We start from the raw sequence: 14,098 nt of genomic DNA on the forward strand, positions 1-14,098 counted from the left end.
GAATCCCCTGTCATGCCTTCCCCCCAACCGCTCGTCTCGATGACCGAGGCCGGTGACCCGCGACACGTCGGCCAGAAGTTCGCGCGCCAGCAGCACCTGGCGAAGCACGGCTTCCCGGTCCCCGAGTTCTTCTGCCTCACCACCACGATGTTCCAGGAGGTGGCGGCGCCCCTCCAGACCGACATCGACCGGCTCACCACGGCGGTGGACCGGACGTCGCATCAGGACATCCGCCGCGTGGCGGAGGAGATTGAGAAGCGCTTCCTCCAGGTGCCGCTGGGCGCCGAGCGCGAAGCCACCCTCCTGGCTGCCTTTGACCGGACCTTCGGCGAGGAGGGCATGGTGGCCGTGCGCGCCTCCGTGGTGGGCCGGGCACTGGAGGAGAGCGAGGACTCGGAGACGGATCCGTTCGCGGGGGTGAGCTCCACGTTCCTCTACGTGCGGAGGGACATGCTGCTGGACCGCATCCGCCGCTGCTGGGCCTCCGCCTATACGCCGGAGGGGCTCATCTACCGGCTGGCGCAGGGACGTGACGTCCGGGGGCTGATGGTGGCGGTGGGAGTGCAGCGGATGATTCCGGGCCGCCGTTCGTTCGTGGCCTTCACGTGCGACCCGAAGACGACGGAGCGGCGCACGCTGGTGGTCGCGGGGCACGGCATCGGGGAGGGCGTGGTCCAGGAGAAGGTGGGGGTGGACCACTACTTCATCCACCCGGAGACGGGCCGCATCGACCGGGAGCTGGGACACAAGGCGGACATGCTCTGCGAGAACCCGGAGCCCGGAGGCGAGCTGGTCCGCCGCCCCGTGCCGGAGCCCCTGCGGGACGCGCCGTGCCTCACGGACGAGGAGCTGAAGCGGCTGGCCGCGCTGGCGAAGGACATCGAGCGCAGCTTCGGCCTGCCCCAGGACATCGAGGGTACGTTCACGGAGGACGGCACGCTGCACGTGTTACAGGCGCGGCCCATCGCCTTCGACTTCCGGAAGATCCGTGTGTGGGGTTGCGGAAACGTCTCGGAGAGCTTCCCGGGCGTCACGACGCCGCTGACGTACTCGCTGGCCAGCTACTTCTACGAGGCCATCTTCTACGACCTGCTGCGCCGCATGAAGGGCGCGGACGCGAGGGCCCTGCACGACCAGACGCCCGCATTCCAGAACATGCTGGGTTTCATCGACGGGCGCGTGTACCACTCGCTGTCGAACCTGATGCACGTCAATGGCATCAACCCGTTCATCGCGGCGACGTCCATGCGGGACCTGGAGGACGTGCTCCAGCGGGACGCCTCGCTGGTCATCCGGCTGCCGGGCCACCGTGAGAGCTTCCCCAGCACCGCGAGCTACGCGTACGCGCTGGGGCGTTCGGCGCTGGGAGCGCTGAGCGTCACCGCGACGTTCCAGCGGGACTTCGAAGCGTTCGAAGCGTGGTGGAAGCGTACGCTCGCGGGGCTCCGGGCCCTGCCGGTGGAGAAGGAGGACCCGCTGGTGCTCATCCATCACTTCCGGCGTGTCTGGACGGAGGTGGGGAACTGGTGGGGGCTGACGCTGATCAACCACTGGTACATCAACACGTGCTTCGGCCTGGCGCGCAGGCTGCTGCTCAAGTGGACAGGGGAGGACCCCAGCGCGTTGCTGGTGGGCCTGATGTGCGGAGCGAAGCCGGACGCGGGCACCCACGCGCTGCTCTCCGCGGTGGCGCTCGCGGAGATGGTGCGCGCGGACCCGGCGCTGGCGAAGCGCTTCGACGCAGGGGAGGCGGAGGCGCTCTGGCGGAGCATCGACGCCGGGGACGTGCCACCTGCGTTCGCCAGAGCCTTCCGTGAGCACCTGAACGAGTTCGGAGACCGGGGGGTGCAGGAGCTGAACGTGGAGCGCCCGAACCTGCGGGACACGCCCTGGGACCTGGTGCGAGTCGTCCAGTCCTACGCGCGCACGTCCGTGACGCGTGAGGAGTTGAGGGCGTCGGACAGGGCAAGGCGCACGGAGGCGGAGGCACAGTTGGCCACGCTTCTCCAGGGGCACCCGCTGAGGAGGCTGGCCATCGAGCAGCTCCTGGCGGGGCTGAGGACGGTGATTGGCCTGCGCGAGGACAGCCGGTTCTGGCGAGGCCAGCTCTTCGGATTCAGCAAGAAGGTGTTCGCGGCGCTCGGTCAGCGGATGGCGGAGCGGGGCGTGCTGGATGCACCGCTGGACGTGCATTACCTCACGATGCGCGAGGTGCTGGACCACTTCGAAGGTCGCAGCGTCACGAGGAGCCTGGGCGAGCTCGCGAGGCTGCGGCGGAGGGAGCAGCAGGAGAACCAGGAGCGCCAGCCGCCAAGGGACTTCACCACGGTGGGCAGCGTGGCGGACGGCATCCCGAGGGTCGTGGAGGCCGCGAGCGACAACGCCTCGCTGTTCAAGGGGATCGGTTCGAGCGCGGGAATCGTGGAGGGGAACGCGCGCATCGTGCTGGACCCGGGAGCGGTGGGCACGCTGGGCAAGGACGACATCCTCATCGCGAAGGAGACGGACCCGGGCTGGCTGTTCCTGATGCTGGCCTCGGGAGGCATCGTGGTGGAGCGCGGCAGCATGCTGTCGCACACGGCCATCGCGGGCCGGAAGTTCGGCATCCCCACGGTGGTGGGCGTGGCGAACGCGACCACGCGCATCCCGGATGGGGCCAGGGTCCGCGTGGATGGTTCCACGGGGACGGTCACGCTGGTGGCGGCATGAGCAGGACCGTCATGGAGCGGGTGAGGGCCACGCTGCGCTTCTCGGTGCAGCGTTACCCGCCGCTGTTCTACCTGCTGGTGATCTCACTCTGGTGCGTGAGCCTGGACGGGATGCTCGGCGTGCTCGAAGGAGGAGGGGGGCTGAAGTTCTCCCCGGACCTGCTGCACGTCGCGCTGAGCATCTTCGGAGTGGGCTACTTCATGCGCATCGTGGATGAGCTGCGCGACTACGAATACGACCTCATCCACAACCCGGAGCGGGGCCTGGCGAAAGGGGACGTCAGCTTCGGCGACCTGTACGTGGCGCTGGGGCTCAACGCGGCCGTGTTGCTGGGGACGAATCTGGCGGTGTCGTGGGTGAGGGCCGCGATCCTGCTGGGAATCATGGTGCACGCGCTGGTGCTCTGGGCGCTGGAGAAGCACTGGGTCGCGTACCAGCGCAGCATGTTCCTGATGATTGGAATCGCCATCCAGCTCCACGTGGGCCACGGCCTCTACGTCTGGGTGGCGCACGCGGATCGCACGGGAAGGCCCCTGAATCCAAACGGGCTGCTGGCAATCCTGGGAATGGTCTTCCTGTACCTGCACTGGGAGGTGATGCGGAAGACGGCGTGGCCGGGGACGACGAAGCCAGGGGAGAAGCTCTACAGCGACGAAGTGGGCTCCATGGCCAGCGCGGTGATTGCCTTCGCGATGATCGCAGGAGCGTCAGGGCTCTACCTGTGGCTGACCAGGGGTTGGCTCTTCCTGCTGCCCTTGGGAATGGCGGTCATCAACCTGACGCTGTTCTTCAAGAACCGCCGGCCCCGGGCGCTCTCGGGACGGCTGGCGGCCCGGAGCTACTTCGCGTTCCTGCTCGTCATGCTGCTGTTGGTAGCGTTTTGATCGCGATTTCACTTTGCTTCTCCATAGTGATCATCTGTTAAGGCGCAAAGGCACGGTGCTTTCGTAAGGGCGTGCCGTTGTGGCGGGTCTTGGCCAGGGTAGTATTCATAGCCGATGATGAAAAATCATCAGACTCGCAGCCTGAGTGATGCCAACACTGATCAGGGAAGTGAGGTTGCCGCAATGGGTCGACGCAAGGCTGAATTGTGTGCGCCAAACTATCTAAGCGGTAAGTTACAGCACCTGACGATCGTCAAGGACGGGGGGCCGTTGGCAATAGGCACCTCGGTTTGGAGAAGCGTAGTTTGGGAACTCGTTCCCGATGCCTTCTGCCGGTGCGTGCACCACTGTTTCCTCAGCGGGCGAAGAAGAATTGGGCCGATCCTGCGTGGATGACCGGCCGGCGCAGGCGGCCCTCGACTTCGCGCACTGGAGTAGCCTCCCGTGGGCAGAGCTCCCTTACACGCATTCTGCTCTGTCGGCATGGCTACTTGGCACTAGAGGAGAGATGGGCGTTCAATGCACGCCCGCTTGGTTCCTGGCTAGTTCTTCGGCAGTGTAAGTGCCCGTAATTACGTACTTTGGAGGGATTGTCGTCGATGGGCCGATTGTCGGATGGACGAGGTAGGAGAGAGGCTGCAAACTACGCAGTTGAGCGCTGTTCTTAAGAATGGTTAGCGGAACTACTAGAGGAGTGTTGAGACACTCATGAACGCGAGCGAATTCGTTCATATCTACCCTCCACGAGGCTCTCGCCGAGATCCGTCGAACAAGGATGAATTGAGACTGCTGACACCTGCGGACGGCGTCAGATTGCTAAGCTCCGCTCCTGCCTCTAATGCGAGCGGTTCCCTGCCAAGTAGCTCGGGTGACGAAGGGTGCCACCTTTGGGTTATTGATGATCGCGGGATCCCATATGTTTTAGAGCGAGCTGCTGTTTCTCCTTCACTTCAAAGCGGGAAAGTTAAGCACTCCAATCTAACTGGAGGGGGGATGGCATCTTGTGGTGGTGAGTTCTGGTTTGCAACGTCCCAGGCGCGACGTTTGTATGTCAATGGTTGCTCAGGCAGATACGGTCCGGAAACTCCTCAACAGCTTGATGCCGCCGTTTCCGTGTTCCGTGATCTCGGATTTGAGGTCACCAGCTTTGGTTGGGATGATGAGGTTGGCCTTCCGGCGAGGGTACTTCGATGAACTCACCGAACTCGGATGAACTGGACTTTGTGTTCGGTCCTGATTCCTCTGGTGCAAGCCCAGAGGAACGAGCACGAACATCACTACGCGTTTATGTTCGTAGCCTAGATCAGTTGGCGCTAGAGAATCCACGTGCAACCGGCAGGCGCTTGTCCGCGCAAGAGGCCTTTGATGCCTATGGCTATGCGGTGCTTCGTGAAGTGGCGGACGAGGGATCCATTCTTTTATGTGCCGGCCGCGATGCGGCTGCTCGAACAATAAGAACACAGCGCGAACTACTCAAACTCGATGTGAGGACAGTTGCAAATCGTGTCCGTCTCACTTCGGAACAGGTAGAGGCTGCTGAGCAGGGCGGACGTCATCCCTTGGCGCAATATGAGCGAATTGCCCAGGCTTTGGGAATTGATGAGAGGTATGTGTCTGTCCGCTCAAGCCCCGTAGGCAATCAAGGTATTGCCGTGCGTTTGCGCACTCTGGGTGAAGAGCAGTCGTCCATGACACGCTCGGCGGTTGCGGCGATTGCTGAAGCTGCATGGGTCGCGACTACCCAGGTGCGGCTCGAAAAAGCCCTTGGATTTAATAGTCGTATCAGTGAATTCGTTCGGTCGCCCAATTACGGTAGTGCAGGCTATCCTGCTTATATGCAAGGCTATTATCTTGCGAGCAAGGCACGAGAGCAGCTCGAGTTGGGCAGTGGCCCGCTTAAATGCTCTTTGCGTGAGCTTTGTGAGGATTTTTTAGTTTTGCCCGTCATTCAGACCGATCTCGGTGCGTCAATTGCTGGCCTGACTGTTGAGGCAGGCGACTCTCGCGCTATTGTGCTCAATACTGCGGGTCACAATAGTAGTGTTTTTGTCCGACGCTCCACTATCGCTCACGAGTTGGGACATCTGCTCTTCGATCCACCGGGAAGGCTTGAATATCTTCGTGTGGATGAGTATTCGGAGTTGGATAGAGATGTGAGGGAGATTCCGGATCCGGTTGAGCAGCGCGCAAATGCCTTTTCGGTTGAGTTTATTGCGCCTCAAGCCTCGGTTCTTGGTGTGTTCAAGGAGCATGGAGGGGCGCGCGGCGATGGGCTTCGTGCGGTTGTTGATTTGTTTGGCATTGGTCCCACGGCTGCGCGGTATCAGATTTGGAATGGTTTGGATCGGGCGCTGCCTTTGGAGGAGATTAAAATCCGAGGCAAGTGGGGGATTGCTGAATGGGAGGGGATGGAGGGGTATGCTACGTCATACCATCCTCTTAAGAATCTCCCGAGTTCTCGTGCTGGTAGGTTTAGTGCTGTTGTTGTTAGGGCTGCGCAACGGGCAGTGATTTCTTGGGATACTGCGGGGAGTTATCTTGGATCTACGCGCCCCGAGATTGAGGCGGTTGTTGATTCTATTCAGGAGATGTATCCAAAGGTTTTTGAGTAGATTTGGCCTCGAGATTGAGCGGTCGCGCAAGAGCGCTGAGGTTGGTCTGCTGATCAACATGAAGAAGGACATGCTCAATGCTGACCGGTGGGCCTGGCGGATGCGTATTGGAATCTGATTGAGATGATTGGAATCGCCATCGAGCTCCACGTGGGCCACGGCCTCTGCGTCTGGGTGGCGTACGCGGAACGCACGGGGAGGCCCCTGAATCCAAACGGGCTGCTGGCAATCCTGGGAATGGTCTTCCTGTACCTGCACTGGGAGGTGATGCGGAAGACGGCGTGGCCGGGGACGACGAAGCCAGGGGAGAAGCTCTACAGCGACGAAGTGGGCTCCATGGCCAGCGCGGTGATTGCCTTCGCGATGATCGCAGGAGCGTCAGGGCTCTACCTGTGGCTGACCAGGGGTTGGCTCTTCCTGCTGCCCTTGGGAATGGCGGTCATCAACCTGACGCTGTTCTTCAAGAACCGCCGGCCCCGGGCGCTCTCGGGACGGCTGGCGGCCCGGAGCTACTTCGCGTTCCTCTTCGTCATGTTGATGTGCGCCTTCACTTTGGGTGTTGGTTGAGTGGCTTGGGCATGGTCTGCTCCTCGTCTCTCGAACCCGTACGAGGAGTGATGTCCATGAAGCGCATCCTGTCATTGATGATCGCCACGGTGGCCCTGGCCTGCTCGGGCCCGGACATGCATGACGCAGCAGAGGAAGGAGGCGAGTCCCTGTATCCGTCCGGCCAGTGACGTGCCGGAAGGATTGAAGACGGACCACAACCGTGCTCGGCGGGCACCGCGAGGAGCGAGCTGTTCAGGGACTGAGCTGGAGGGGTGACTCGGGCGGGTCGGCAGCGCGTCGCCGCATCCACTCGTGAGGTAGCAGCTCACCGATGCGCGAGTGCGGGTGTGTCTGCACGCGGAGCAGGACGTCGGCCAGGTACTCCTCGGGATTGACGCCGTTGGCCTCGCAGGTGGCGACAAGGGCGTAGAGGCCGGCGAGATTCTCCCCCGCGGCCTCGTGGCCGACGAAGAGGAAATTCTTCCGGCCCAGCGCCGCCTTGCGCAGCGCGGCCTCGGAGCGGTTGTTGTCCAGGGGCAGGCGAGCGTCGGAAGAGAATCGCGTCAGGGCCTCCCACTGCTTCAGCGCGTAGGAAAGGGCCTGGCCCATGGGGCCCTTGGGCAGGTGGCGCGGGGCCTGTGATTCCATCCACGCACGCAGCGCCGTGAGCACGGGGAGACTCTGCTGCTGGCGCAGCTCGCGGTGCGCGTCGGTGCGCACGACGCCCGCGTCGCGAGCCAGTGCCTCCACGCGGTAGAGGGCGAGGATGAAGTCCAGCGCCTCGCGCGCCTCGGGCGCGGTGGGGAGCGCCTCGAAGAAGCGCCGGCGCACGTGCGCCCAGCAGCCCACACGCCTTCTCCCCTCGGGCAACGTCACCGCGTTGTAGCCCGTATAGGCATCCACCACGAGGGCGCCCCGGGTGCCACCCAGGACGTCCTTCGGCGTCGTGCTGGCCCGGCCCAGGCTGAAGCGGTAGCCGATGAGCCACTCGCCCTCGGGCGTCTGGGTGAGGAACGTCCAGAGGTAGCCTTGCTTCGTCTTCTTCACGTCCAGCACCCGCACGGGCGTCTCGTCCGCCCACACCACATCCGCGGACGCAATGCATTGCAAGAGGTGCCGAGAGAGAGGCAGCAGCACCGAGGCGGCCTGGTGGAAGAGGTCCGTCAGCGTGCTGCGACTCATGGGCACGCCGCTTCGCTCCACCCGCTGCGCCAGTCGGTGCAAAGGCATCGCGTCGGCGCACTTGGAAACCACCACGTGGGAGAGGAAGCCGGGGCCGTACTCGCCCCTATCCACCACCCGGGCCGGAGGCGGGGCGGTGACGACGCCCCGTCCGCACGCGCACGCGAGGACTTCCCGCACGTGCACCTGCTTCTCGAAGCGGGCGGGCACGTACTCGTACACCACCGAGGTGCGGCCCTTGCCCAGGGGCTTCAAGTCCTCGCTGCCGCACGCCGGGCAGTGGCGCGCCTCGGCCGGCACCGCATGGCGAATCTCCCGCGCCGGGGCCTCCTCGGCTTTCCGGGCGGCTCTCTCCTGGCGCTTCTTCTTCGCGGCCTCGGCCCGGGCCGCCGTCGAGTCCGCGGCCCCGCGCAGCTCGGCGGCCACCGGCGGCAGCTTCTCTGTCCTCTTGCCGAAGACGTGACGCTGCAGGGCCGCAAGCTGCCCCTTGAGGGCGTCCACCTCCCCGCCAATGCGGCTCACCTCGGCCTTGAGCTCTTCGGCTTCCTCGCGCCAGGGGCAGAAGTGCTCTTGGGGAAGCTCGCGGGGCACCCCGCCTCAACACCCCGCCGCCGCGCCGCGTCCCGGGCCGGGCGCGTCAGGTGCCCGTACGCACGGGAGGCGTCCAGGCGGGCTGGCGCCGCACCTGGGCCACGTCGATGCCGTCCAGCAGCATGGCCAATTGCGTGGCGTCCAGCGTCACCGCCTGCGCGCCTGCGTCCACCGGGGGCAGCCGGAATCTCCCCGCCTCCAGCCGCTTGTACAGCAGCACGAAGCCGCCCCGGCTCCACGTCAGCACCTTGATGCGGTCGCCCCGTCTGGAGACGAAGGCGAAGAGGTGCCCCGAGTAGACGTCCTCTCCCCACGCCGTGCGCACCAGCGCCATGAGGCCATCAATCGACTTGCGCATGTCCACCGGCTCCACCGCCAGCACCACGCGCACCGACGCAGGCAGGGCGAACACCTTCTCACCGTCCCAGCGCCGCGACGAGCCGGGCCACGTACCCCACGTCGGTGCCCACGGAGAATCGCACCCGCGCCCCACTTGCGGCCACCACCTCCAGCAGGGACTCCGTCGCCGCTGGCGGCGGAGCCACCTGCACCGGCAAGAGTCTCACGGCTTCCTTTCGCGACGGCGCGGCTCGTCGATACCGGTACACCCACGACTGCAACGTGCTCAGCCGCACGCCCCACACCAACGCGAACTCCCGCTGCGTCTGCCCACTCGCCTCGAAGGCTTCCGCGACGCGCGCCCACTCCGGCTTCTCCACCTGCTTCGCCATGCCCGGAAGCGTCCGCCGCACACCGCTACGTCGGCAATCCCTTACGGCACGTCGTTGGCCGGACGGTTACGAGTCCCTGGCTACGCAGGAGAACGCCGCGACCTACTACATCTGTGGAGCGCCGGTGTTCAGTTGCCCGTCCGGCTACACCATCCTCAATCAATACTGCTCGGCGTACTGCACGACGATGGGCTATCCGTGTACGACCTGGGGCTACAACGAGACCCTCTGTTACAAGCCGGATCCCATCACGGGGACCATCAGCGCGACGCCCACGAACGTGCGCATCAACCTGGATGTGACGCAGACGGGGACGACGAACATCTGCTTCGACGTCAGCGGCATCTCCGAGGGAGAGGTCTGGGTGAGCGTGAACAACCAGTCCGAGGTGCTCTTCGCCCGGGGCGACAACTTGTGCCAGGCCGCGCCCTGGATCACCGCGGGCAACACCTTCGCGTTCAAGCTCTACTCGGGCCGGGCGCACACCACGCTGCTCGCCACCGCGACCGTGACGGGTGAGGGCTACTACGGGGGCTCCAATCCGCCGCCCCAGTGTGGCCCCTGCCAGTCGGGCTACTCCTGCTTCTGCGGCGACGACGTGTGCCGCCGCGAAGGCACCCTCTGCCCCTGACATGAGCCACGGAGCCGGGGGAGATGCTGTTCCCCCGGTTTCGGGCCGGAGCGGATTCTTCATTGAGCGCGGTAGGGTGCGCACTACCCCTATGGAGAATAGGCACGAGGCGATGAACGAGCTGCTCAAGGAGGTATCGCGCCTCCATGTTCCCAACCCGCCTGCAACGCCGGAGCAACTGGATGCGTTCGAGCAGCGTGTGGGCTGGCGCCTGGATCCAGACCTTCGTGCGTTCTATCTGCATTGTGACGGAGCCCGGCTGTTTGCTCGGCGGGACCCAACGTTCGGATTCGTCGATCCCTCCTTCACATTCCTGCCGCTGTCACGGATTGCCCGCGCGCGAGTGGTCATGCGCGATGAGGATACGGATCAGGCTGGCCCGCCATCCTGGTATGCCATCTGCGAGGTGCGGGACAGCAACTACATCCTGCTCGACGTAAGCCACCAGGAAGGGGGGCGCTACTCCATCCGCGATGGCTACAACGAAGCGTTCCCTGACCCGGAGTATTGCGCGCCGATTGCCAGCTCCTTTCAGGAGTTCCTCGCGGGATCGCTTCGGTCCCAGGGGCGTTGGTTCTGGCTCCGCGGCGAAGCGTGACTATGGCTGCACGGCGGAGCTCAACATCCTCAGCCGCCACACCGTGAACGTGTGCAGCCTTCGTCCCCGGAAGACCCCCGTGAGCTTCACAGGCCCTTCCACGGCGCCAAAGCGTTGCACCAGCTCCTCCGGAGGCGCGACGCCGTTCTCCGAACACCACAGCACGTCCTGACCGGGCTTCAACTCCAGCTCGGGCCACAGGTCGTACTGACTCTTGCGCCTCGCCGGCCCCACCGTGTCCGTCTCCACGCCCGCCGTGTACGCGACCTGTGAAGCCAACTGGTACGTGGGCGCGTAGACCGCCGTGGGCCCCGGCGCCATGCCCGGGAACAACTGCTCCGGCGTCCTCAGCCGCTCCAGCACGCCCCAGCCGTGCGTCCTCGCCAGCACCACGTCCCGCTCGAACGTCAGCACCGGGAACAACAGGTGCGACGTCACCGCCAGCACCACCGCCATCCCGCTCCACGCCGCCGCCCGCTGCCACACGGGCCGCATCCCCGCGACGCCAATGCACGCCGCCACGTACGCCGCCGCCGGCCAGTTCGCCTCGCCCCGCGTCTTCGCCGCCGCGTAGCCGAAGAACAGCAGCGGAATCACCGCCGCCATGCGCAGCAGGAACTGCTCCCTCGGCCCTCGCACCGCGTACACCAGCGCCAGCGGGAACAGCACCGGCCCTCCCATGGCGAACTGCCCCGCCACGTACTCGCCGAACGTCGCCCACCCTCCGCGCCCGCCCAGCCCGTGGTTCAACTGGAACTTGAAGCCCACCCAGTCGTGGCTCGCGTTCCACAACACCACCGGCAGGAAGCACAGCAGCCCGAGCCCCGCCGTCACCCACGCCCCCGCCGGCAGCCGCCGCGCCCTCAACGCCGCGACCATGAACGCCAGGCCCAGCAGCACGGACGGATACTTCGACAGCAGCGCCAGCCCACACGTCAGCCCCGCCAGCACCCACTTCTCGCGGTACAGCGCCCACAACCCCAGCGCCCAGAACAGCAACATGGGTGAATCCGGCGTCGCCCAGACTCCGGAGAGGATGCCCACCGGCACCGCGCTCCACAGCGCCACCGCCCTCCAGGCCGCGTCCCTGGACCGGTACACGTCCAGCGCCAGCCCCCACACCGCCACGCCCGTCCCCAGCCCGCAGAGGAGCGCCGTCCCCCGGATGCCCAGCGCGGCGATGAGCCACGCCACCATCGGCGGATGGTCGAAATATCCCCATGCGAGATGCCGGGCCCACTGCCAGTAATAGGTCTCGTCGAAGTAGACGTCCGTTCCCAGCGCCAGCGCGAGCCGCACCCCCACGCCCATCCCCACCAGGACGAGACACGCCTTCATTCCCGGGCCGGGGCTGGAGGGGGCGGACGCACGCACGCCCCCTGACAAATCTCACCGGAGGGCCGTTGGCCAGCGGGGAGTGAGGCCATTTCAGCTTGCCCCCGCGAACCCAGGCTCACAATGTGAAGGACCGCGAAGCCGCTGCACACCGGGAGTACCTCATGGATGACCATCCCCCCTCTGGGCACACCCACCGTCTGGCCCAGGAGCCGTCGCCGTACCTGCGCCAGCACGCCACGAATCCCGTGGACTGGTACCCCTGGGGGGAGGAAGCCCTGGCCCGCGCCCGCGCGGAGAACAAGCCCATCCTGCTGTCCGTGGGCTACTCCGCGTGCCACTGGTGCCACGTCATGGCCCACGAGTCCTTCGAGCACCCCGACATCGCGCGCCTGATGAACGAGGGCTTCATCAACATCAAGGTCGACCGCGAGGAGCGCCCCGACCTCGATCAAATCTACCAGGGCGTCGTGCAGCTCATGGGGCAGGGCGGTGGCTGGCCCCTCACCGTGTTCCTCACCCCGGACCTGCGCCCGTTCTACGGCGGCACCTACTTTCCGCCCTCGGACCGCTACGGCCGGCCCGGCTTCCCGCGCCTGCTCTCCGCGCTGCGCGACGCGTGGGAGAACAAGGCGGACGAAATCGAGGAGCAGGCCCGGCGCTTCCAGGAGGGCCTGGGAGAGCTGTCCACCCACGGCCTGGACGCCGCGCCCGCGCACCTGTCCGCGGAGGACATCGTCGCCATGGGCCAGTCCATGCTGAAGCGCATGGACCCGGTGAACGGTGGCTTCGGCGGCGCCCCCAAGTTCCCCAACCCCATGAACGTGGCGCTGCTCCTGCGCGCGTGGCGGCGCGGCGGCGGCGAGCCCCTCAAGGCCGCGGTGTTCCGCACGCTGGAGCGCATGGCCCTGGGCGGCATCTACGACCAACTGGGCGGCGGCTTCCACCGCTACTCCGTGGACGAGCGCTGGCTGGTGCCCCACTTCGAGAAGATGCTCTACGACAACGCCCAGCTCCTGCACCTGTACTCGGAAGCGGAGCAGGTGGAGTCACGGCCGCTCTGGCGCAAGGTCGTGGAGGAGACCGTCGAGTACGTCCGCCGTGAGATGACCGACCCGGCCGGCGGCTTCTACGCCACGCAGGACGCGGACAGCGAAGGCGAGGAGGGGAAGTTCTTCGTCTGGCGCCCCGAGGAGGTCCGCGCGGCCCTGGCCGTGGGCCCGCAGGCGGACACCGTGCTGCGCCACTTCGGCATCAAGCCCGGAGGCAACTTCGAGCACGGCGCCACGGTGCTGGAAGTGGTGGTCCCCGTGGAGCAGCTCGCGAAGGAGCAGGGCCGCCCCGTGGAGGCCGTGGAGAAGGAGCTGGCGGAGGCGCGCCGCGTCCTCTTCCTCCTGCGCGAGCAGCGCGTGAAGCCGGGCCGCGACGACAAGATTCTGGCGGGCTGGAACGGGCTGATGATCCGCGGGCTCGCGCTGGCCTCGCGCGTGTTCGACCGGCCGGACTGGGCGAAGCTCGCGGCGGACGCGGCGGACTTCGTGCTCGCGAAGATGTGGGACGGCAAGCGGCTGTTGCGCTCGTACCAGCACGGCCAGGGCCGCATCGACGGCTTCCTGGAGGACTACGGCGACTTCGCCTCCGGCCTCACCGCGCTCTACCAGGCCACCTTCGACGCGAAGTACCTGGACGCGGCGGACGCGCTCGCGCACCGCGCGGTGGAGCTGTTCTGGGACGAGGAGAAGCAGGCGTACCTGTCCGCGCCCCGGGGACAGAAGGACCTGGTGGTGGCGGCCTTCTCCCTCTTCGACAACGCCTTCCCGTCCGGCGCGTCCACGCTGACGGAGGCGCAGGTGACGCTCTCCGCGCTCACCGGCGACGTGTGCCACCTGGACCAGCCCGAGCACTACGTGGCCAAGCTGCATGATCAGCTCGTGCGCAACCCCATGGGCTACGGCCACCTGGGGCTCGCGGCGGACTCGCTGGTGGACGGCGCGTCCGGCGTCACCTTCGCGGGCACCCGCGAGGCCGTGGCCCCGCTGCTGGCCGCCGCGAACCGCACCTACGCGCCGGTATTCTCCTTCGGCTGGCACGACACCCGCGCCACTCCGCCCGCGCGCCTGCAGGAGCTCTTCGCGGGACGCGACCCGGTGGAGGGCAAGGGCGCCGCGTACCTCTGCCGCGGCTTCGTCTGCGAGCGGCCCATCACCGAAGCGGGCCTGCTCGCGGAGCGGCTGGTGGCGGCCCCGGGCCACTGACCTGGGCCCGGGGGACGCGGC

Annotated in this window: 11 protein-coding genes; 7 read left to right on the forward strand and 4 right to left on the reverse strand. The window is 66.1% G+C overall.

The window, feature by feature from the left end; translation table 11 throughout:
• The first annotated feature begins 12 nt into the window (after positions 1-12).
• The 4 genes from K8612_RS00170 to K8612_RS00185 all read left to right on the forward strand — a co-directional run bounded on the left by K8612_RS00170 (position 13) and on the right by K8612_RS00185 (position 6,772).
• On the forward strand, positions 13-2,709 hold the full coding sequence (locus K8612_RS00170) for a PEP/pyruvate-binding domain-containing protein (RefSeq protein ID WP_223760847.1): 2,697 nt from the start codon (positions 13-15) through the stop codon (positions 2,707-2,709).
• Complete coding sequence (locus K8612_RS00175; RefSeq protein ID WP_223760848.1) at positions 2,706-3,593, forward strand: hypothetical protein; 888 nt, start codon at positions 2,706-2,708, stop codon at positions 3,591-3,593. Before K8612_RS00170 ends, K8612_RS00175 begins: the two co-directional genes overlap by 4 nt.
• A gap of 1,190 nt (positions 3,594-4,783) precedes the next feature.
• On the forward strand, positions 4,784-6,205 hold the full coding sequence (locus K8612_RS00180) for an ImmA/IrrE family metallo-endopeptidase (RefSeq protein ID WP_223760849.1): 1,422 nt from the start codon (positions 4,784-4,786) through the stop codon (positions 6,203-6,205).
• A 123-nt stretch (positions 6,206-6,328) separates the two neighbouring features.
• On the forward strand, positions 6,329-6,772 hold the full coding sequence (locus K8612_RS00185) for a hypothetical protein (RefSeq protein ID WP_223760850.1): 444 nt from the start codon (positions 6,329-6,331) through the stop codon (positions 6,770-6,772).
• A 234-nt stretch (positions 6,773-7,006) separates the two neighbouring features.
• On the opposite strand, the gene K8612_RS00190 is transcribed toward K8612_RS00185, so the two are convergent.
• The 3 genes from K8612_RS00190 to K8612_RS00200 are packed head-to-tail and all read right to left on the reverse strand — an operon-like array spanning position 7,007 to position 9,258.
• Entirely contained in the window at positions 7,007-8,527 is a 1,521-nt protein-coding gene (locus tag K8612_RS00190) for an IS66 family transposase (protein WP_223760851.1), read from the reverse strand.
• A 46-nt stretch (positions 8,528-8,573) separates the two neighbouring features.
• Entirely contained in the window at positions 8,574-8,939 is a 366-nt protein-coding gene (gene tnpB, locus K8612_RS00195) for an IS66 family insertion sequence element accessory protein TnpB (protein WP_223760852.1), read from the reverse strand.
• Between the two features lie 4 nt (positions 8,940-8,943).
• Entirely contained in the window at positions 8,944-9,258 is a 315-nt protein-coding gene (locus tag K8612_RS00200) for an IS66 family insertion sequence element accessory protein TnpB (RefSeq protein ID WP_223760853.1), read from the reverse strand.
• Between the two features lie 124 nt (positions 9,259-9,382).
• Here K8612_RS00200 and K8612_RS00205 point away from each other — a divergent pair, with 124 nt between their 5' ends.
• Positions 9,383-9,889 carry a hypothetical protein gene (locus K8612_RS00205; RefSeq protein ID WP_223760854.1) on the forward strand — a complete coding sequence of 169 codons (507 nt, stop codon included), beginning with the start codon at positions 9,383-9,385 and terminating at the stop codon, positions 9,887-9,889.
• A 112-nt stretch (positions 9,890-10,001) separates the two neighbouring features.
• Positions 10,002-10,487 (forward strand): SMI1/KNR4 family protein, encoded by a 486-nt coding sequence (locus K8612_RS00210; RefSeq protein ID WP_223760855.1) that lies wholly within the window; start codon positions 10,002-10,004, stop codon positions 10,485-10,487.
• Here K8612_RS00210 and K8612_RS00215 read toward each other — a convergent pair whose 3' ends face one another.
• Entirely contained in the window at positions 10,488-11,861 is a 1,374-nt protein-coding gene (locus K8612_RS00215) for a glycosyltransferase family 39 protein (RefSeq protein WP_223760856.1), read from the reverse strand.
• Positions 11,862-11,986: 125 nt separating this feature from the next.
• Here K8612_RS00215 and K8612_RS00220 point away from each other — a divergent pair, with 125 nt between their 5' ends.
• Positions 11,987-14,077, forward strand: a complete 2,091-nt coding sequence (locus tag K8612_RS00220) for a thioredoxin domain-containing protein (protein WP_223760857.1) — start codon at positions 11,987-11,989, stop codon at positions 14,075-14,077.
• Positions 14,078-14,098 lie beyond the last annotated feature (21 nt).

The organism is Corallococcus sp. AS-1-6 (assembly GCF_020037015.1).
In the GTDB taxonomy this organism is placed as follows: domain Bacteria; phylum Myxococcota; class Myxococcia; order Myxococcales; family Myxococcaceae; genus Corallococcus.

Coding starts and splice junctions, on each gene's coding strand:
- K8612_RS00170 (WP_223760847.1), top strand. CDS start 13: ATGCCTTCCCCCCAACCGCTCGTCTCGATGACCGAGGCCGGTGACCCG.
- K8612_RS00180 (WP_223760849.1), top strand. CDS start 4,784: ATGAACTCACCGAACTCGGATGAACTGGACTTTGTGTTCGGTCCTGAT.
- K8612_RS00200 (WP_223760853.1), bottom strand. CDS start 9,258: ATGGCGAAGCAGGTGGAGAAGCCGGAGTGGGCGCGCGTCGCGGAAGCC.
- K8612_RS00210 (WP_223760855.1), top strand. CDS start 10,002: ATGAACGAGCTGCTCAAGGAGGTATCGCGCCTCCATGTTCCCAACCCG.
- K8612_RS00220 (WP_223760857.1), top strand. CDS start 11,987: ATGGATGACCATCCCCCCTCTGGGCACACCCACCGTCTGGCCCAGGAG.
- K8612_RS00185 (WP_223760850.1), top strand. CDS start 6,329: ATGATTGGAATCGCCATCGAGCTCCACGTGGGCCACGGCCTCTGCGTC.
- K8612_RS00175 (WP_223760848.1), top strand. CDS start 2,706: ATGAGCAGGACCGTCATGGAGCGGGTGAGGGCCACGCTGCGCTTCTCG.